The 17,845-nt window shown below is 69.6% G+C and carries 16 protein-coding genes, 1 rRNA gene and 1 riboswitch; of the genes, 10 read left to right on the top strand and 7 right to left on the bottom strand.

Features of this window, described 5'->3' with window-relative positions; genetic code table 11:
- The first annotated feature begins 1 nt into the window (after position 1).
- The 5 genes from rrf (at position 2) to LCL87_RS23035 (ending at position 3,810) form a co-directional block, all read left to right on the top strand.
- Positions 2-118: ribosomal RNA gene (gene rrf, locus LCL87_RS23055) — 5S ribosomal RNA — on the top strand.
- A 223-nt stretch (positions 119-341) separates the two neighbouring features.
- Positions 342-1,031, top strand: coding sequence for an FCD domain-containing protein (locus LCL87_RS23050; RefSeq protein WP_225023771.1), 690 nt, complete (start codon positions 342-344; stop codon positions 1,029-1,031).
- Entirely contained in the window at positions 1,028-1,849 is an 822-nt protein-coding gene (locus LCL87_RS23045; RefSeq protein WP_225023770.1) for an ATP-binding cassette domain-containing protein, read from the top strand. The genes LCL87_RS23050 and LCL87_RS23045 overlap by 4 nt, the downstream gene beginning before the upstream one ends.
- Before the next feature lie 45 nt (positions 1,850-1,894).
- Positions 1,895-2,548: a GntR family transcriptional regulator gene (locus LCL87_RS23040; protein ID WP_225023769.1), complete on the top strand. Its 654-nt coding sequence runs from the start codon at positions 1,895-1,897 to the stop codon at positions 2,546-2,548.
- Positions 2,545-3,810, top strand: a complete 1,266-nt coding sequence (locus LCL87_RS23035; RefSeq protein ID WP_225023768.1) for an MFS transporter — start codon at positions 2,545-2,547, stop codon at positions 3,808-3,810. The genes LCL87_RS23040 and LCL87_RS23035 overlap by 4 nt, the downstream gene beginning before the upstream one ends.
- Here LCL87_RS23035 and LCL87_RS23030 read toward each other — a convergent pair.
- Entirely contained in the window at positions 3,796-5,112 is a 1,317-nt protein-coding gene (locus LCL87_RS23030; RefSeq protein ID WP_225023767.1) for a M1 family metallopeptidase, read from the bottom strand. The two genes, LCL87_RS23035 and LCL87_RS23030, sit on opposite strands and share 15 nt — an antisense overlap.
- Positions 5,109-9,029: a Pls/PosA family non-ribosomal peptide synthetase gene (locus tag LCL87_RS23025; protein ID WP_225023766.1), complete on the bottom strand. Its 3,921-nt coding sequence runs from the start codon at positions 9,027-9,029 to the stop codon at positions 5,109-5,111. The genes LCL87_RS23030 and LCL87_RS23025 overlap by 4 nt, the downstream gene beginning before the upstream one ends.
- A gap of 202 nt (positions 9,030-9,231) precedes the next feature.
- On the opposite strand from LCL87_RS23025, the gene LCL87_RS23020 reads away from it, so the two are divergent.
- The 5 genes from LCL87_RS23020 to LCL87_RS23005 all read left to right on the top strand — a co-directional run bounded on the left by LCL87_RS23020 (position 9,232) and on the right by LCL87_RS23005 (position 13,563).
- The gene (locus tag LCL87_RS23020) at positions 9,232-9,936 is read left to right on the top strand and encodes a YciI family protein (RefSeq protein ID WP_225023765.1); all 705 of its coding nucleotides are present in this window, start codon (positions 9,232-9,234) and stop codon (positions 9,934-9,936) included.
- A 28-nt stretch (positions 9,937-9,964) separates the two neighbouring features.
- On the top strand, positions 9,965-11,179 hold the full coding sequence (locus LCL87_RS23015; RefSeq protein ID WP_225023764.1) for an RNA polymerase sigma factor: 1,215 nt from the start codon (positions 9,965-9,967) through the stop codon (positions 11,177-11,179).
- Positions 11,180-11,250: 71 nt separating this feature from the next.
- A riboswitch (SAM riboswitch) is annotated at positions 11,251-11,365 on the top strand.
- 53 nt (positions 11,366-11,418) lie between these two features.
- Positions 11,419-12,735 (top strand): aminotransferase class V-fold PLP-dependent enzyme, encoded by a 1,317-nt coding sequence (locus tag LCL87_RS23010; RefSeq protein ID WP_225023763.1) that lies wholly within the window; start codon positions 11,419-11,421, stop codon positions 12,733-12,735.
- Between the two features lie 65 nt (positions 12,736-12,800).
- Complete coding sequence (locus LCL87_RS26020) at positions 12,801-12,884, top strand: putative leader peptide (protein ID WP_510850847.1); 84 nt, start codon at positions 12,801-12,803, stop codon at positions 12,882-12,884.
- A 43-nt stretch (positions 12,885-12,927) separates the two neighbouring features.
- Positions 12,928-13,563, top strand: coding sequence for an LLM class flavin-dependent oxidoreductase (locus tag LCL87_RS23005; protein WP_225023762.1), 636 nt, complete (start codon positions 12,928-12,930; stop codon positions 13,561-13,563).
- A 9-nt stretch (positions 13,564-13,572) separates the two neighbouring features.
- Here the strand turns inward: LCL87_RS23005 and LCL87_RS23000 are convergent, their stop codons facing one another.
- The 5 genes from LCL87_RS23000 to LCL87_RS22980 form a co-directional block, all read right to left on the bottom strand.
- A complete protein-coding gene (locus LCL87_RS23000) occupies positions 13,573-14,331 on the bottom strand; it encodes a methyltransferase domain-containing protein (protein ID WP_225023761.1) in 759 nt (252 codons plus the stop codon).
- Between the two features lie 20 nt (positions 14,332-14,351).
- Positions 14,352-15,137: an oxidoreductase gene (locus LCL87_RS22995; protein WP_225023760.1), complete on the bottom strand. Its 786-nt coding sequence runs from the start codon at positions 15,135-15,137 to the stop codon at positions 14,352-14,354.
- Positions 15,138-15,201: 64 nt separating this feature from the next.
- Positions 15,202-16,230 (bottom strand): serine hydrolase domain-containing protein, encoded by a 1,029-nt coding sequence (locus tag LCL87_RS22990; RefSeq protein ID WP_225023759.1) that lies wholly within the window; start codon positions 16,228-16,230, stop codon positions 15,202-15,204.
- A 92-nt stretch (positions 16,231-16,322) separates the two neighbouring features.
- Positions 16,323-17,108 (bottom strand): alpha/beta fold hydrolase, encoded by a 786-nt coding sequence (locus tag LCL87_RS22985; protein WP_225023758.1) that lies wholly within the window; start codon positions 17,106-17,108, stop codon positions 16,323-16,325.
- Between the two features lie 79 nt (positions 17,109-17,187).
- Positions 17,188-17,742 carry a flavin reductase family protein gene (locus LCL87_RS22980; protein ID WP_225023757.1) on the bottom strand — a complete coding sequence of 185 codons (555 nt, stop codon included), beginning with the start codon at positions 17,740-17,742 and terminating at the stop codon, positions 17,188-17,190.
- Positions 17,743-17,845: the final 103 nt, after the last annotated feature.

Genomic DNA, 17,845 nt, shown 5'->3' with positions numbered 1-17,845 from the left:
TTACGGCGGCCATAGCGGAGGGGAAACGCCCGGTCCCATTCCGAACCCGGAAGCTAAGCCCTCCAGCGCCGATGGTACTGCACTCGACAGGGTGTGGGAGAGTAGGACACCGCCGAACACCTTTTACCGAAGGCCCCCACCATTTTTGGTGGGGGCCTTCGGCATTTCTGCGTCTTTTCCGCGAAGGTGTCGCACGCAGAACTCCAGGAAACCGAACGATCTCCCGGGGCGTAGACGCTCGTCGTGCACGCCCCGGCTCGGTCTGCACTCCTAACGCGACCCATTGTTCGCAAGACATCAGACGTCTGATGTCTGTAGGCTGTGCGCGGGAGGTGACGGCGATGGCAGGACAGACGCTGCGAAGCGGGCCGTTGGTGCCGCAGTTGGAGCAACTGCTGCGAGGTCGGATCGACTCCGACGAGTGGACGGTGGGACACCGGCTGCCGAGTGAAGCGGAACTGGCCGCCGAACTCGGGGTGGGGCGTTCGTCGGTTCGGGAGGCGGTGCGGTTGCTCGCGCGGGACGGTCTGCTCGACGTCCGGCACGGCGTCGGCACGTTCGTCGCCGAGCCGCCCGCCGTGGCGGCCCTCGAACAGCTTCTGCGGCGATCGCGGGTGCTCGAGGTGCTGGAGGTGCGTCGGGCGCTAGAGGTCGAGGCCGCGCGGCTGGCGGCCGAGCGTGCCCGGCCCGAGGACCTTGCCGACCTCCGACGGCAGGTAGCCGACCGGCACGCGAGCCGGTCGTCGAGTGCCTCCGAGTTCGTCACGGCCGACCTCGACTTCCATAGATCCGTCGTCGTACTCGCGGGCAATTCGGTGCTGACCGCGTTGTTCGACTCCGTCCGCCCCCTTCTGCATGCCGCGCTGGTCGACATGGTCGAGAACGAACCCGCGATCCCGGACACCGGTGGGGCTCATGATGCCCTCGTCGTTGCGCTCGAACTCGGGGACGGCGGAGCCGCGGTCGCTGCGACGACCGCGAACCTCGACCCGATGATCGCGAAGCTGCGTGAAGGAAGGAACGCCGAATGAGTGCCGGCACGGACGACAGGGTGGTGCTCAGCACCGAGGGCGTCGATCTGATCCGCGACGGACGAAAGATCCTCAGCGGTATCGACGTCCGGATCGAGCAGGGGCAGCACTGGGTTCTCCTGGGTGCCAACGGCGCGGGTAAGAGCACGCTCCTGAGCCTGCTCGGCGCCGTCACCCATCCGACCCACGGCACGGTCCACGTGCTGGGGCACCAGCTCGGTCGGGTGGACATGCGGGAACTGCGCTCGCACATCGGGCACGTCAACCCGCGGCACGCGATCGAGCGTCCGCTGACGGTGCGCGACGTCGTTCTGACCGGACTGACCAACACCCCCGAGTTCGCGCAACGGTGGCGGCCTACCGACGCGGATCGGGTGCGGGCCGAGGAACTGATCGCGATGATGGGGATGACCCCGCGGGTCGAGGCGCGCTGGCCGGTCCTGTCGCAGGGCGAGCGGGGCCGAGCGCTGATCGCGCGTGCCCTGATGCCCGATCCGCCGGTGCTGCTCCTCGACGAGCCGGCAACCGGCCTCGATCTTGCTGCCAGGGAACAGTTGCTGACCGCGCTCGACGACATGCGGGCTCAGCATCCGTCGATGGCGAGCATCCTCGTCACCCACCACATCGAGGAGATCCCAACCACCACGACGCATGCGCTACTGATCCGGGACGGCCGTATCACCGCGCAGGGGCCGGCGGAGTCGGTGATCACGACCGAGCGCATCAGCGAGTGCTTCGACCATCCGATCACGATCGTCCGGCACGGGGGCCGGTACGCGGCGCAGTCCCGGACATCGTTCGAGGAGTCCGCGGACTGACCCCGCGTGCAGGCAGATCGTTCGCAAGGCGTATAAATACATCTTGTGTCTAAGTTGTATTCAGCAGCCGAGTTGGCGTACCGCGAGGTCAAGGAGCTGATCCTGTCCGGCGCTCTGCCGGGCGGCGAGCTGATCAGCGAGGGTGAGATCGCGTCGCGCATGGGATCGAGCCGGACGCCGGTACGCGAGGCCTTCCTCCGGCTCGAGGCGGAGGGCTGGATGCGGCTCTACCCGAAGCGCGGCGCGCTGATCGTGCCGGTCGCCGACGGGGAGGCCGAGCACGTGGTCGACGCCCGTCTGCTCGTGGAGGTGCATGCCGCCGAAGCCGTCGCGTCGAATCCCCGGGTAAGAGACGCGCTGGTGACGACGCTGCGGGAGAACCTGGTGCGCCAGCGCGAGCTGGTCGCGTCGGGTGGTGACGCGGCGCAGTTCAGCGCGCTCGACGCGGACTTCCACCGGGCGCTCGTGCGCGCGGGTGGCAACCCGCTGCTCGAGACGTTCTACGACGGTCTGCGGGAGCGGCAGCGCCGGATGACGGCGTCGTCGCTGGCCCGGGATCCCGAGCAGATCACCAAGATCATCGAAGACCATTCTCGTCTCACTGATCTGATCGAGGCCGGCGACACGGAGGGTTTCGCAGCCGCGGTCCGTCGGCACATGCGGGAGGTTCACGCACTCGGTGAGGGAGGGCGGCGATGACTGCCGTCAGGGACGACACAGTCCAGGCTGTCGAAACCCGGACGCGACTTCGCCCGTGGATGCTTGTCGCGGCGGGCATGTTCGCGGTCGCGTGGGGCGGCAACGAGTTCACGCCGCTGCTGGTGATGTACAAGCTCGACCACGGCTTCACCCAGGTGGTGGTCGACACCTTCCTGTTCGCGTACGTGCTCGGCATCGTGCCGGCGCTGCTGATCGGCGGTCCGCTGTCGGACCGGCTGGGGCGCCGTCCGCTGATGATCCCCGCACCGTTCATCGCGGTGGCCGGGTCGCTCGTGCTGGCGACCGGACCGGACTCGGCGGCGTGGTTGATCGCCGGACGGGTGCTGTCCGGTGTCGCGCTGGGGCTGGGCATGGCCGTCGGCGGTAGCTGGCTCAAGGAACTGTCCACGCCGGAGCGGGATCCGTCGGTGCGGCCGGGTGCCGGTGCTCGTCGCGCGGCGATGAGCTTGACTGCGGGATTCGGCATCGGCGCCGGCGTCGCCGGACTCCTCGCGCAGTGGGCGCCGTGGCCCAGCGCGCTTGCGTACGTGGTTCATTCGATGCTCGCGTTGGCGGCCGGTGTCGCGTTGCTGCGGGCCCCGGAGACCAGATCCGCCGTCCCGAAGGGCGAGCGTCGTTCACTGGCACAGGATCTGAAGATCCCGGCCGTCGGGCATCGCCGTTTCCTGTACGTCGTCGCCCCGGTTGCGCCGTGGGTGTTCGGCGCGGCCGCGTCCGCCTACGCGGTGATCCCGGCGCTCATGACCGGCCGCAGTGGCAGTGCGCCCGTGGCCTTCTCGGCGCTGCTGTGCATGATCGGGCTCGGCTCGGGGTTCGCGATCCAGGCCGTCGGCCGCAGGATCGACACCCCGTCGAACGCCCGTGCCGTTGCGGTGGCCCTCGCGGTGCTCGTGCTGGGCATGTCGGTGGCGGCCGTCGCCTCGAACGTGCTGACGGTGCCGATGTCGATGGTCGCGGCGGCGATCCTCGGCTGCGGCTACGGACTCGCGCTGGTGTCGGGCCTGCAGGAGATCCAGCGGATCGCCGGACCGGACGATCTGGCCGGACTCACCGCGGTGTTCTATTCGCTCAGCTACCTCGGTTTCGCGGTGCCCGCCGTGATGGCGATGATCGCCGAGTCCACCACGGCGCTGACCTACCCGATGATGTTCGTGTTCGGCGCCATCGTTGCCGCGGCGAGCCTGGTGCTCGTCGTCGTCAAGTGGCGCCGGCACCTGCCGGAGGTGTCAGAGCGCGGGTAGCGGCTTCGCCGCGAGCCAGGTGTCCCACAGAGGCCGCAGCGGCTTGTCGGTGAAATGTGCTGCCAGGTCGGTGAACTGCTCGGTCGAGACCGTCGCCTGCCGATACTTCGCGGTCCACTTCTGCAGCAGGGCGAAGAAGGCGTCGTCGCCGATCTGCTGCCGCAGCACGTGCAGGGTGAGGGCGCCGCGCTTGTAGATGCGGTCGTCGAACATCAGTTCCGGACCGGGGTCGCCGAGCAGGATGTCCTGCGGCTTGGCGGCGAGGCCGCGGTGCGCCTGCACGGCATGGGTGTGGGCGTCGGGTCCGCCCGAGTTCTCCGACCACAACCATTCGGCGTAGCAGGCGAATCCCTCGTGCAGCCAGATGTCCTTCCACACCCCGAGGGTCAGGCTGTTGCCGAACCACTGGTGTGCGAGTTCGTGGGCGACAAGGCGTTCCGAGCCGCGTCGGCCGTCGCAGTGGTTGGCGCCGAAGATCGACAGGCCCTGCGCCTCGATCGGGATCTCCAGCTCGTCGCCCGTGACGACCACGGAGTAGTCCTCGAACGGGTAGGGGCCGAAAAGCTTTTCGAAGACCTCCATCATCTGCGGTTGGCGATCGAAGTCGTGGTCGAACCGGTCGCGCAGATCGGTGGGGTGCAGCGCGTGGATCGGGACGCGGCCGTTGCCGACGCGTCGGCGCTCGTACGGGCCGATCTGAATGGTGGCCAGGTAGCTCGCCATCGGTTCGGTCTGCTCGTACACCCACGTGGTCTGGCTGGCCTTGGTCTGCTTGCGAACCAGTTGCCCGTTTGCGACGGCGTGATACGGCGAGTCGGTGGTGATCGAGATGCGGTAGCTGGCTTTGCAACTCGGGTGGTCGTCGCACGGGAACCACGACGCCGCACCGTTGGGCTGGCTGGCGACGAGCGAGCCCTCGGTGAGCTCCTCCCAGCCGACGTCGCCCCACATGCTCACGATCGGCTGCGGGTTGCCCGCGTACTGCACGGTGATCGTCAGAACCCCGCCCGCCGGGATCTTCTGCGACGGCGTGATCGTGAGCTTGCCGTCGCGGTGGGTGTACTTCGCGACGCGGCGGCCGTTCACCGAAAGCTTCGCCACCTGCATGGTCTGGGCCAGGTCCAGCGAGAAGCGGGGCCGGACGTCGGTGGTGGTGGCGGTGATCGTCGCCTTGCCGGACAGCCGGTTGCTGTGCACCTTGTAGGTGAGTTCGAGGTCGTATCGGGACACCCGGTAGCCGCGGTTGCCGTTCTGCGGCAGGTACGGGTCGAGCGGCCCCTCCGGGACCTTGCCCGGCTTCATCGGTCTGCCCCATCGGACGCCGGATCATTCCAGGGCGCAATCGGATTGCCCTGCCAGCGGGTCGACGCCGGGACGACGTCGCCGCGCATGACGAGCGAGGCGGGGCCGACGGTGGCACCGTCGCCGAGTCCGGCGGCGGGCAGCGCGACACAGTGCGGGCCGAGGGTGGCGCCCGCGCCCAAGGTGACGGTGTCCATGGACATGATCCGATCATGGAACAGGTGGGTCTGCACGACGCACCCCCGCTCGACGGTGGCGCCGTCGCCGAGGGTCACCAGGTCGGCCTCGGGCAGCCAGTACGTCTCGCACCACACGCCGCGGCCGATGGTTGCGCCGAGCCCGCGCAGCCACACGTTCATGACGGCCGTGCCGTTCGCGGCGCGCGCGAACCACGGGGCGGCGACGGTCTCGACGAACGCGTCGGACACCTCGTTGCGCCACACGAACGAACTCCACAGCGGGTGCTCGACGGCGCCGATCCGGCCGACGACGAGCCACTTCGCGGCCACCGACACCGCGCCCGCGACGGCGCCCGCGAGCATCAGGACCGCGCCGCCGCACAGCGCGGCGAGCCAGAACCCGCCGGCTGAGACCAGCCACGCCAGCGTGAACAGCACGCCGAGGCCGATCCCGAACGTCACCATCACCGGGACAAGCCGGCACGTCTCGACGAACGCGCGGGCGATCTTCAGGCGCAGCGGCGGCTCGAAAGTGCGGGACGCGTCGGACTCCGTTGCCGCCCGGCGCAGCCGGACCGGCGGGCTGCCCAGCCACGACGACCCCGACTTGGCCTTGTTCGGCGCGGCCGACAGCACCGCCACCAGGCCGTTCTTGGGGACGCGTCGGCCCGGGCCGGCCATGCCGGAGTTGCCGAGGAACGCGCGCTTGCCGACCTTGGCGGGCTCGATGCGCATCCAGCCGCCGCCCAGTTCGTAGCTGGCGACCATGGTGTCGTCGGCGAGGAACGCGCCGTCGGCGACGGTGGTGAACTTGGGCAGCACGAGGGCCGTGGAGATCTCGGTGTCGCGGCCCACCTTGGCGCCGAGCAGCCGCAGCCACGGCGGCGTCAGCAGGCTCGCGTACAGCGGGAACAGGAACGTGCGGGCCGAGTCCATGAGACGTTCGGTGGCCCACGCCTGCCAGCCGACCCGGCTGCGGACCGGGTGATAGCCCTCGGAAAGGCCGATCGACAGCAGGCGGACGGCGATCACCGTCAGGGCCGCGAAGACGAACAGGCTCAGGAGCGTGGCCACCGGGAGGATCGCGAGTGCCCGCCAGAATGCGTCGCCGAGGTCGGCGGCATCGCGCACCCACCAGCCGATCAGGAGCAGACCCGCGGCAAGCCCGAAGATGGGCATGCCCGCCAGCACGACGGAGGTGACGCCGAAGATCGGCACCCAGTGCGGGGCGCGGCGCGGCGTGTGATCCGGCCATGGGTGTGTCGCCTTGCCGACCTTGACGGCGGGCGAACCGGCCCAGTGCTGACCGGCCTTGACCTTCCCGAACACCGCAGACCCCGGCGCGACCTCGGCGCCGCGGCCGATACGGGCACCCGGCAGCAGCGTCGACCGCGCGCCGATCGCGGCGCCGTCGCCGATCCGGATCTCGCCGATGTGCACGACGTCGCCGTCGATCCAGTGCCCGGACAGATCCACCTCGGGTTCCACCGAGCACCCGTCACCGAGCACGAGCATGCCGGTGACCGGCGGCAGGGTGTGCAGGTCGACGCCGCTGCCCACCCTGGCGCCGAGGGCGCGGGCGAAGTACAGCATCCACGGGGCACCGGACAGATTGTCGGCGCCGCTGGCCTCGACGAGGCGCAACGCGATCCACAACCGCAGGTGTTCGGGACCGCCGCGCCGGTAGGTGCCCGGTTTCAGGCCCCGCAGCAGCAGGCGGGCTCCGGCGACCGCGATCGCCATGCGTCCGAGCGGGGTGATGAAGAGGAGGAAGGCCAGCGCGACCCACCACCACGACAGCGTCGGCGCCCAGTCCACGTCGAACCACGCCAGCACGTTCCCGGTGATCGCCACCCACGTCACCCACTGCAGGCCGGTGAGCGTCATGAGCGGCACGGTGACCGCGATCTGCGCGGCCTGGGCGCGCCGGGACATCGGGGCGACGTGGCGGGGTGCGGTGGTCGCGGCGGGGGAGAGTTCGTCGAGGAAGCCGGCGAGGGAGCCGAGCCGCGGATGGTCGTACAACTGCGCGACGGTCACCTCGGGGAAGCGTTCGCGCAGCGCCGTCACCAACTGGGCCGCGGACAGTGACCCGCCGCCGAGTTCGAAGAAGTCGTCGTCGGGTCCGGTGATGCTCGCGCCGAGGATCGACGCCCACAGCCCGGCGACCCAGGCGGCGGTGCCTTCCAGCCCCAGCGCCTCGGCCGGATCCTCCGCCGCCCCGGGCAGCGGCCACGGCAGCGCGTTGCGGTCGACCTTGCCCGACGTGCGGGTGGGCAGTTCGTCGACCAGCGCCAGTCGCGGCACCAGGGCGGCGGGCAGCTGTTCGGCCAGATGGTCGCGGGCGGCCTTCAGATCGAAGCCCGGGTCGGTGCTCGCGAGGTAGCCGACGAGGATCGACGTGCCGGCCGCCGTCTTGCGGACCGCGGCCGCGGCGCCGCTCACCCCGGGCAGGTTCTGCAGCGCGTTGTCGACCTCGCCGAGTTCGATGCGCCGTCCGCCCAGCTTCACCTGGTCGTCGGCGCGGCCCTGGAAGAGCAGTCCGGCGGTGTCGAGCCGGACCAGGTCGCCGCTGCGGTACGCGCGGTCCCAGCCGAGCGTCGGCATCGGCGCGTACTTCTCGGCGTCCTTCGCCGGATCGAGATAGCGGGCGAGCCCGACGCCGCCGATGACGAGTTCGCCGACCTCGCCCTCGGCAACCGGTTCTCCGGACGCATCGACCACCGCGAGATCCCAGCCGTCGAGGGGCAACCCGATCCGCACCGGGCCGGCGCCGCCCATCCGTGCGCCGCACGCGACGACGGTGGCCTCGGTGGGACCGTACGTGTTCCACACCTCGCGTCCGGGGATCGCGAGGCGTTCGGCGAGTTCCGGGGGACAGGCCTCGCCGCCGAAGATCAACAGCCGCACCGCTTCCAGCGCCTCCGCGGGCCACAGCGCGGCGAGTGTCGGGACGGTCGAGACGACCGTGACGTCGCGCGAGACCAGCCACGGCCCGAGGTCCATGCCGCTGCGCACGAGCGAGCGCGGTGCGGGCACCAGGGCGGCGCCGTGCCGCCACGCCAGCCACATCTCCTCACACGACGCGTCGAACGCCACCGAGAGGCCGGCCAGCACCCTGTCCCGCGGGTTGATCGGATTGCCCTGCAGGAACATTCGTGCTTCCGCATCGACGAAGGCGGCCGCACTGCGGTGCGTGACCGCGACGCCCTTCGGGGTGCCGGTGGACCCGGAGGTGAAGATGATCCAGGCGTCGTCGTCGGGGGTGGGGCGACGGACGTCCGGGGCCCCGGTGCGCCGCGGGGCGGTGCCGGGTTGCACGCCGTCGGCGGTGAGGATCGCCGCCACCTGGGCCTCGCCGAACACCAGTTCGGCGCGTTCGTCCGGGTCGTCGGCGTCCACCGGCACATACGCCGCGCCGGCTGCGAGGACCGACAGGATCGCGACGTACAGGTCGCGTGAACCCGAGGGCATCCGCACGCCCACCCGGTCGCCGGCACCGACACCGGCGTCGGCGAGCCAGCGGGCGCCGGTCTCGATCTCGGTGAGCAACTCGCGGTAGGTGAGGGGCGTGGCGCCGTCGTCGATCGCGGTCGCCTCCGGGAACTGCGCGGCGGTCGCCTCGAGGATGTCGACGAGGGTGCGGGGTGCGGGCGCGAGGCCGGACCGCAGGAACTCGGCGGGTATCCGGTGCGACAACCGCTGGTCCGACTGGTCTGTTGCTGGTTGGGCAGACAATCCGGGACGTCCCTCTCTGTGCCTGGTCGGGCGGACATCAGGTTGTCTCACGTCCAGGTGTCCGGAGGATGAACACCCGCCCGGCGAGGCGAATCGCTTCTTCTCGACGATTCTCCACCGGATGTGTCGAAATCGGCGTCCCCCGCACGTCGTGTTGACGAAAGCGGGGTAATCGGCCCCGCGTCGGAGGGAGGATGACGACATGTACTACTTGGCACTGCTCGCCGCCGAGGAGGGCGGCCCCGCGTCGGTACCCGGGACCGACGAGTACGCCGCGTCGATGCAGCGGCATCAGGAGTTCTGGACGAGGGCGCAGGAGGCCGTCGCAGGTGGCGGGCTGTATCCGAGTTCGGAGGCCGCGACCATCCGGCACGACGGCGGGAACGCGGTGGTGACGGACGGGCCGTTCGCCGAGGTCGCGGAGGTGGTCGGCGGCTACTACGTGTTCGACGCCGCCGACCTGGACGCCGCGTTGAGCCTGGTGCGGCAGATTCCCGAGGTGTCTACGGGGCACGTGGAACTGTGGCCGATGGTGTTCTGGAACTCCGCGGACGAGCCGATGGACACGTGGTGGGCGGCGCTGCTGCGCGAACCGCTGGGGTCCGCGAACGAACCGGGATCGGCGGAGTGGGATTCCCGGGTGGCCGAACACATGGGGTTCGGTGAGGTCGCGGGCGACCGGATCAAGGGTTCCGGGGCGCTGTTCCCGCCGGCGTCGGCGACGACCGTGCGGCTGCGTGGCGGGGAGATGCTGCTGACGGACGGGCCGTTCACCGAGGCCAACGAGATTGCGAACGGAATCTACGTGCTGTCGGCGCCCGACCGGGACGCGGCGGTTGCGCTCGCCTCGCAGATTCCGGTCGGATCCAAGGGGTGCGTCGAACTCCGGCAGATCGTTGCCGGCTGACCGAGGCACGACGGCCGAGGCGGCGACGGTGGATCTGACGCGCGTGTTCCGCGAGGAGTCCGGCCGCGCGCTGGCCACCGTCGCCGGCCTGGTCGGCGACATCGCGATCGCCGAGGATGCGGTGCAGGACGCCTTCACGGAGGCCCTGCGGACGTGGCCCGTCGACGGCACACCCCGCCGGCCGGGCGCCTGGATCACCACCGTCGCCCGGAATCGCGCGATCGACAGGCTGCGTCGTGAACGGCTGCGCGGCGACCGCGAGGTGGACGCGTTCCGGCAGAAGTCCGAGGAGGTCGACGAGGAGGTGCCGTCCGTCGCGGACGACCAGCTGCGGCTGATCTTCACGTGCTGCCACCCGGCGCTGTCCGCGGAGTCGCAGGTGGCGTTGACGCTGCGTCTCGTCTGCGGACTCACCACCGCCGAGATCGCGCGCGCGTTCCTACAGCCCGAATCCACGGTGGGACAGCGACTCAGCCGCGCCAAGTCGAAGATCCGGAACGCGGGGATCCCGCTGCGGCTACCGTCCGACGAGCAGTTCCCCGAGCGACTGCCCGTCGTCCTCGCGTGCGTGTATCTCGTTTTCACCGAGGGCTATTCGGCGACGGCGGGGGAATCCGCGGTCCGTGCCGAGCTGTGTGACGAGGCGCTGCGCCTCGGGCGTCTGCTGTGCGAGCTCGTACCCACAGAGCCGGAGGTGTGGGGCCTGTCGGCCCTGATGTGCCTGCAGGACAGCCGGCGCGGCACCCGGGTCGACGCGACCGGACGGGCGGTGCCGCTCGACGAGCAGAACCGCGGTCGATGGAACCGCGAGCGGATCTCGGAAGGCTTGGCGTGCTTGACCTTTGCCGGTGAGAGTGGCGGCGGACGGTATGCGCTCGAGGCGTCGATCGCCGCCGCGCACGCCGTCGCGCCGACCTTCGCGGACACCGACTGGGTCGGCATCGTCGGCGCGTACGACCGACTGCTCGCACTGCGGGAGTCTCCCGCGGTTCGTATCAATCGTGCTGTGGCGGTGAGTTTTCGGGACGGACCCGACGTCGGGCTGCGGGTGGTCGACGAGTTGGATTCCCGCGATGCGGTGAGGCTCGGGCATGTGGTGGCCGCGGTTCGCGCAGATCTCTTGCGACGGGCGGGGCGCACGTCGGAGGCTGCCGGCGAGTACCGCCGGGCTGTGGCGCTGACCCGCAATGCGTCGTCTCGGCTGTTCCTCGAGCGGCGCCTCGCGGAGCTCGCCGAGGTGTGACGACCGTCTCATCGCCGAAGGGTTGACGATGGGTTGACACCGCGCGGACGCCTCTGCCATTCTCGTTGCCAGGTCACGAGTACCAGCGTCAAGCCCCGGCTAGCTGGTCGGCAACCCTCCAACCGCGGTGGGGTGCTCCGGGTGACGACCAGGTCATGGTCCACAAGGACATGGCAAGCGCGGACTCCGATGGCGTCGACTTCCACTGCCGACGGGTCCCAGGACTCGAAGGATTTGTGATGACCGCTGTATTGACTGCCGACGCCTGTGCCACCGCCCCGATCGCTCGGGTGTCCGGCTGTGACTTGCAGGTTCCGCTCGTCGGGGGTGGAACCTGCGTTTACGCAAACTTCGACTACGCAGCGAGCGCCCCGGCGTTGTCGCAGGTCACCGACCGCGTTCAGGAGTTGCTGCCCTTCTACGCGAGCGTCCACCGCGGTGCCGGCTACGCCTCGCGAGTGAGCACCGAGGCCTACGAGAACGCCCGCGGCTCCGTCGAGCGCTTCGTCGACACCGATGCGGACCAGGTCGTGGTCTTCACCCGCAACACCACCGACTCGCTCAACCTCCTCGCGAGCTGCGTCCCCGGTGACGTCGTGGTCCTCGACATCGAGCACCACGCAAACTTCCTGCCGTGGAAGAACTCCCGCGTCGTCGAGGCCGCCGACACGGTGGCCGAGACCATCCGCCGAATCGTCGCAGAGCTGTGCGCCAAGCCCGCAGCTCTGCTCGCCATCACCGGCGCCTCCAACGTCACCGGTGAGGTCCTCCCGATCGCCGAACTCGCCGAGATCGCGCACCGCTGCGGCGCCCGGATCCTCGTCGACGGCGCGCAGCTCACCCCGCACCGCCGCGTGAGCCTGGCCGAGACCGGCGTCGACTACCTGGCCTTCTCCGGCCACAAGCTGTACGCGCCGTTCGGAGCCGGCGTGCTCGTCGGCCGCCGCGACTGGCTCGACGAGGCGGAGCCCTACCTCGCCGGCGGTGGCGCCGTGCGCGAGGTGACCGTCGACGAGACCTGCTGGGCCCCGGCCCCGGCCCGTCACGAGGCCGGCAGCCCCAACGTCCTCGGTGTCGCGGCCCTCGCCGCCGCGTGCGATGCGCTGGCCGCGTTGGATTTCGAGAAGGTCGTCGAGCACGAGCGGGTCCTGGCCACCCGTCTCGCGGAGGGCCTCGCCGAGATCGACGGCGTGCAGCTGCTGCGTCTGTGGTCGGACGCCCCGGACAGCGTCGGCATCGTCACCTTCACGATCGACGGCTACGAGCCCGGCCAGATCGCCGCGTTCCTGTCGGCCGAGCACGGCATCGGCGTGCGCGACGGCCGCTTCTGCGCCCACCCGCTGCTGAACCGCATCGGCCACGGCGGCGGCGCCGTGCGCGCGAGCCTGGGTCTGGGAACCGGATCCGACGACGTCGAGCGCCTGATCGCCGCCGTCCGTCAGCTGGTGGCCGGCGAGCAGACCTGGAACTACGGCAAGACCGACGGCCTGTGGAACCCGGTCCCCGAGACCCGTGGCTTCTCCAGCAGCACCGATGGTGCCGCCGAGTGCGTGTAATCGCCTCGGAATCGTTCTGATTCGAACCGTGGTGGGGGAGAGAACCGGGGGATAACGTGACGCGCATGGAATCGACGCACGTGGACGGACAGTGGTCCCGTCGGCATGTCGACCTGTGCCGCACCTCCTCGGACGGCTGTACGCGCTGACGACCCGCGCCCTTCACCAGCTGCCTTCTCCCGAGGAATCATCATGTCCCAGTCCGTTTTTGCCTCCGTCCCATCCATCACCCCGCGGCGCCCGCTGCGAGTGGCCGTCGAACTGACCGGTGCCGGACACCATCCCGCCGCGTCGCGCATCGCCGGCAACATCCCGCTCACCGGGCCCGACTACTGGGTCGACCTGACCGTCGGTCCCGACCTTCTCGACCTCGCCGCCCGGCCCGCCGTCGTGCAGCGCATCCAGGCCACCGATCTGCGCGGCGCACAACAGGCCCGTGAGCGCATCCGAGCGGAGGTCGCCGCCGAGGGCCGCGATCCCGACAGCGTCACCGTGCTCGTCGACGTCGAGGTGCTGATCGCCGCCGACTTCCGCAGCGCGCGTTCCGAACTGGCACTGCTCGACGAGACGCTCGGCGTGCCGCACCAGTCGTCGTCGCTGTCGTACGTCGGAACCGCGGAGGGGCTCGCGAGCCTGCTTGCCGACATCCGGGCTGCCGACGTCGCGGACGGTGTCACCCTGTTGCCGCTCGCACTCCCCAAGGTGCTCGAGCGGATCGTGGACGGAACACTGCCCTGGCTGGAGCGGCGAGGGCTGGCCACCGCGTCCGACACCGTCGACGAGGCGCTCGCCCGGTTCGGCCGGGCCCGACCCGCCCGGGCGTCCTGACGAATCGGGTCAGTCCGGCTTGCGGGCCTCGATGAGGAACCGGGTGGAGTGGGCGACGAACGACCCGTCCGCTCGGATGAGTTCGTCGAGGTCCCGCAACCGGTCACGGTAGGCGTCGACGGTGAAGCCGGGGACGATCCAGATCACCTTCCGCAGGAAGTAGATCACCGCCCCGATATCGAAGAACTCCATGCGCAGTCGCTCGAACCGCAGATCCACGACTTCGAGCCCGGCGGCGTGCGCCTCCGCCACTGCCGTGTCCGGATGCCGCAGCTTTCGCGCCTCGGGCTGCGGACCCAGGAAGTACTCGGCGAGTTCGAAGGCACTCGCGGGGCCCACGTGCTGCGCCAGGTACGTTCCGCCGGGGGCGAGCACCCGGGCGATGTCCGGCCACGACACGACATTGGGGTGGCGGCTGCTGACCATATCGAAAGCGTTGTCCGCGAACGGTAGTGGCGGATCGTCCGACGCATGGACCACCACCACGCCCAACGGATGCAGCACCTCGGTGGCCTTCGCCAGATTGGGCGGCCAGGACTCCGTTGCGGCCATCGCCGGGGGAATCGCGCCGGCGCCCGCGAGGACCTCCCCACCGCCGGTCTCGATGTCGAGTGCGACCGAGGCGCGTGCGAGGCGCTCGCCCAGCAGACGTTGATAGCCCCACGACGGGCGCTCCTCTGTGGCGCGGCCGTCGAGCCACGAGAACTCCCAGCCCTCCATCGGGGCGGCCTCGCCCTCCGCGACCAGTTCGTCGAATGTGCGATCCATGACAACGATTTTCCCAGCGATCAGAGGGTTTTGATAAGTCCGCCGTCGATGACGAAGTCGGCGCCGGTGACGTTGCCGCAGCGGTCGCTCGCGAGGAAGAGCACCAGGTCGGCGACCTCGTCGGGGCGGGTGAAGCGGCCCGTCTCGGAGCCTGCCGCGGCGGCCTCGACTACCGACTCCGCGGTGCTGCCGCTCACCCGCGCCACCGTGGAGGCGACGCCGTCGTCGGCCAGCCACAGGGCGGTCGTCACCGGGCCCGGGCTGACCGTATTGACCCGAATATTCTGACCGGCAATCTCTTTGGACAGGGACTTGCAGAAGTTGGTGAGCGCGGCCTTCGCGGCGCAGTAGTCCACCACCCCGGGATCCGGGAGGAACGCGTTGACCGAGCTGACGGTGACGACGGATCCGCCGCCCCGGCGGACGATCTGGGGGAGTGCGGCCCGGGTGGTCCGTACCGCGGACAGGAACGTCAGGGTCAGGGATGCGATCCAGTCCTCGTCGGAGACGCTCGTGAAGCCGCCGGTCCGCGGAGTGACGGCCCCGGCGTTGTTGACCAGGATGTCTACACCACCGCGTTCGGCGGCGGCCTCGACCAGCGTCACCGGACCCTCAGCGGTGGCCAGGTCACACGGCACGAATGTCACATTGCCGTCGGGCAGAAGGGATTCGAGTTCGGGGGTGAGGGTGCGAGAGCCGGTGACCACCTGCGCGCCCTCGGCCACGAGTGCGCGGGTGATCGCCAGGCCGATTCCCTTGCTCGCACCGGTGACCACGGCGGTCTTGCCGGCAAGATGTAGGTCCATGACTTCTCGATCCTGTGGATCGGATGGTGTCGGACCCCATGCTACCGCCGACCGTGGGGCTTCCTCAGCTCCCGAACGGGTTGGGGCCCAGGTTCCAACTGGATCCGATGTTGCCCACCGAGCCGGTGGGGCCGGGATCGGATTCGCCTGCGGTTGCCAGCGCTTGCCGCAACTGGTCGGCGACCGCGGTGGGGTTCGCATTTCGCTCATTGGTGAGCACCGTGACCGCCCAGCCTTCGGACGGCACCAGTTCGGTGACACTCTGTGAACCCGCCGTCGTGCCGTCCTTGTACGCGTAGGCCGGGAACTGCGACGTCGGGAGTGCCGGGTAGAGCTGCCAGGCCATGCCCATCTGCATGTCACCATCGGATGGGCCCGACGCGATGCGGTCGAGCGTCGTCTTCAGTGTCGGGGCAAGGGGATTGGACCCGCGACCCATGGTGGCCTGGGCCCAGATCGCCATGTCCTCGACGGTGCTGACCAGTCCGCCCGAACCCGCGATGGTGCCGGTGTTGTCGCGATAGCAGACAGGGTTGCCGCCGCTGTACGGTACGGCCAGGTTCGGGTTGGGCGCCGGCTCGAGTTCGGTGCGCGACATGCCGAGCGGGCCGGTGAGTTCCCGCTTCACCACGTCTCCGTAGGACGGTTTGCCGGGTTCGAACGCATTGGTCAGCAGCGAGCCGAGCAGGCCGAATCCCCAGTTGGAGTACAGCCAGTCGGTGCCCGGGGTGTGGCTGATGGCGCCGGGGTCCTTCAGCCCCTCACGCAGCTTCGCCGCGTCGTAGTTCGCCTCGGCGGCGCAACCGGTGCCGAGATTCGTCGGATCACGCCGCAGCCCGGACCGATGCGCGGCCAGCTCTCGGAGGGTGATCTGCTTTCCGTTCAGACTCGGCAGCGTGACGTCGGAGCCGGCGGGAACCAGTCGCTGGGCGTTGTCGTTCAGTGCCAGATTGCCCTGCTGGATCTGCTTGGCCAGCAGGCCGGCGGTGAAAGTCTTGGTCTGCGAGCCGATCTCGAACTGGGTCTGGGGACCGACCGGGATCCGGTCCGCCTTGTCGGCGTCCCCGAGGTAGTAGGTGGTGGTGATCGACACTGCCGGGTTGTCCGGGCATATCGCGAAAACACAACCGAGTGTCCGAAATGGTGGGCTTTGACGACGTTTTCGGATGGTTTTTCGACCGAGTTTCACAGTTCGCGCGCACTGAGCCATTCCGCTACCCGTTCGGCAACCGGCCGCCACTGCGTCCCCAGCATCATGTTGTGCGTTGTGTCGGGAAGTATCTCGGCGGTGGTCCGGTAGGCGCGTGCGGTGGCCCGGATCTCGGATCGAGAGAACACCCGATCGTGGGATCCGCCTATCACCAGGACGGGCGCCGTGACGCGTCTCGGGCGCGGAAGATCGAGAAAGAGGGTGTCCAGCACCGACCGTCGACTCTCCTCGGTGAGCCGGGACGCGTAGCGGGCGACCAGGGCGTCGGACATTCCCGCCGGGAAGAAGGCCTCCCGCGCCACGGCCGGGATGTTCACGGAGTACAGCGATCGGCCGGTGACGGTGGCCTTCGCATAGAGCCAGGGGTGCAGCCGTGCCCGGCGCACCAGTGATCGCCAGGCGCCGTGCGGCGGTGTCGAGGCGAGCAGAATCGCGGCGGGTGCGGTGGCCGCTTCCAGGTACTTCTGCACGACGAACCCGCCCATCGAATGTCCGACGAGGATCGGTGGGGACGGCAGTCGGTCGGCGATGTCGTGGACGTCGTCGACGTAGTCGGCCACCGACAGCGAATGCAGCGGCTTGGACGTCCGGCTACTGCCGTGCCCGCGCAGACTCACGGCAATCGCGTGATAACCCTGGCCGGCGAAGTAGTCGAGGAAGTGCTCCTCCCAGCACCACGCACCGTGCCATGCGCCGTGGACGCACAGCATCGGAAAGGGGCTGCGACTGGTGGTCCGTCCCCGTTCGATCACCTCGAGCATCCGTTTCAGTGTGCACCCGTGAAACGCCCCCGGCCCGGTCCGTCGATGACGGGCCGGGCCGGGTGGACGTGCAGAAGTATCAGTCGATCGGCGTCGCGCGGTGGTAGCGGCCCTCGTGGTACAGCAGGGGAGCGGCGGAGGCCTCGTCGTCGTTCTCGTTGTGCAGGCGCGTGATGAGGCCGATGACCAGGGTGTGATCGCCGGCCGGGATCAGCTGCTGGATAGTGGTGCGCATCCAGATCGGGGTGCCGTGCAGCACGGGCTCGCCGGTCTCGAGCGGAGACCACAGCGACTCGTCGCTGAACCGCTGGTCGGCGCTGCGCGAGAACCGCTGCGACAGGTGCTGCTGGTGCTCGCCGAGCAGGTGCACGACGACCGAGTCGGTGGCGTGGAGCGCGTTGATGCTCGACGAGTTCAGCGCGATGTTGAACGAGATTAGCGGCGGGTTCATCGACAGCGACGCGAACGACGTCGCGGTGAAGCCGACCGGACCGTTCTCCGAATCGAGGGTCACGATCGTGACACCGGCCGGGTGGCGGCGCATCGCGGCCTTGTACTCGTCGTTGCTGATGCCCTCCGCGCCATCGGCGGGGACGACAGCGAGTTCGGGCGCATTCTCGACAGACTGTGACAAGGCATTCTCCGATTCGAACCTGGTGGACTGTCGCCACTATAAGGCCAGGCTCACCGGGCAACCAGGTTCTCGTTCACTGAGCGGGCAACTACTTTCCGGGACG

The sequence above is a fragment of the Prescottella equi genome, from assembly GCF_020171745.1.
In the GTDB taxonomy this organism is placed as follows: Bacteria; Actinomycetota; Actinomycetes; order Mycobacteriales; family Mycobacteriaceae; genus Prescottella; species Prescottella equi_A.
Note: the sequence above shows the minus strand (reverse complement) of the source record. Positions and strands in the feature narration are given on the sequence as shown.

Bases quoted from the DNA above. Each gene is read 5' to 3' on its own strand.
- LCL87_RS23005 (WP_225023762.1), top strand. From the start codon at position 12,928: ATGTCCCAGTCCGTTTTTGCCTCCGTCCCATCCATCACCCCGCGGCGC.
- LCL87_RS23030 (WP_225023767.1), bottom strand. From the start codon at position 5,112: ATGAAGCCGGGCAAGGTCCCGGAGGGGCCGCTCGACCCGTACCTGCCG.
- LCL87_RS26020 (WP_510850847.1), top strand. From the start codon at position 12,801: ATGGAATCGACGCACGTGGACGGACAGTGGTCCCGTCGGCATGTCGAC.
- LCL87_RS23000 (WP_225023761.1), bottom strand. From the start codon at position 14,331: ATGGATCGCACATTCGACGAACTGGTCGCGGAGGGCGAGGCCGCCCCG.
- LCL87_RS22985 (WP_225023758.1), bottom strand. From the start codon at position 17,108: ATGCTCGAGGTGATCGAACGGGGACGGACCACCAGTCGCAGCCCCTTT.
- LCL87_RS23050 (WP_225023771.1), top strand. From the start codon at position 342: ATGGCAGGACAGACGCTGCGAAGCGGGCCGTTGGTGCCGCAGTTGGAG.
- LCL87_RS23045 (WP_225023770.1), top strand. From the start codon at position 1,028: ATGAGTGCCGGCACGGACGACAGGGTGGTGCTCAGCACCGAGGGCGTC.
- LCL87_RS23020 (WP_225023765.1), top strand. From the start codon at position 9,232: ATGTACTACTTGGCACTGCTCGCCGCCGAGGAGGGCGGCCCCGCGTCG.
- LCL87_RS23010 (WP_225023763.1), top strand. From the start codon at position 11,419: ATGACCGCTGTATTGACTGCCGACGCCTGTGCCACCGCCCCGATCGCT.
- LCL87_RS22995 (WP_225023760.1), bottom strand. From the start codon at position 15,137: ATGGACCTACATCTTGCCGGCAAGACCGCCGTGGTCACCGGTGCGAGC.
- LCL87_RS23035 (WP_225023768.1), top strand. From the start codon at position 2,545: ATGACTGCCGTCAGGGACGACACAGTCCAGGCTGTCGAAACCCGGACG.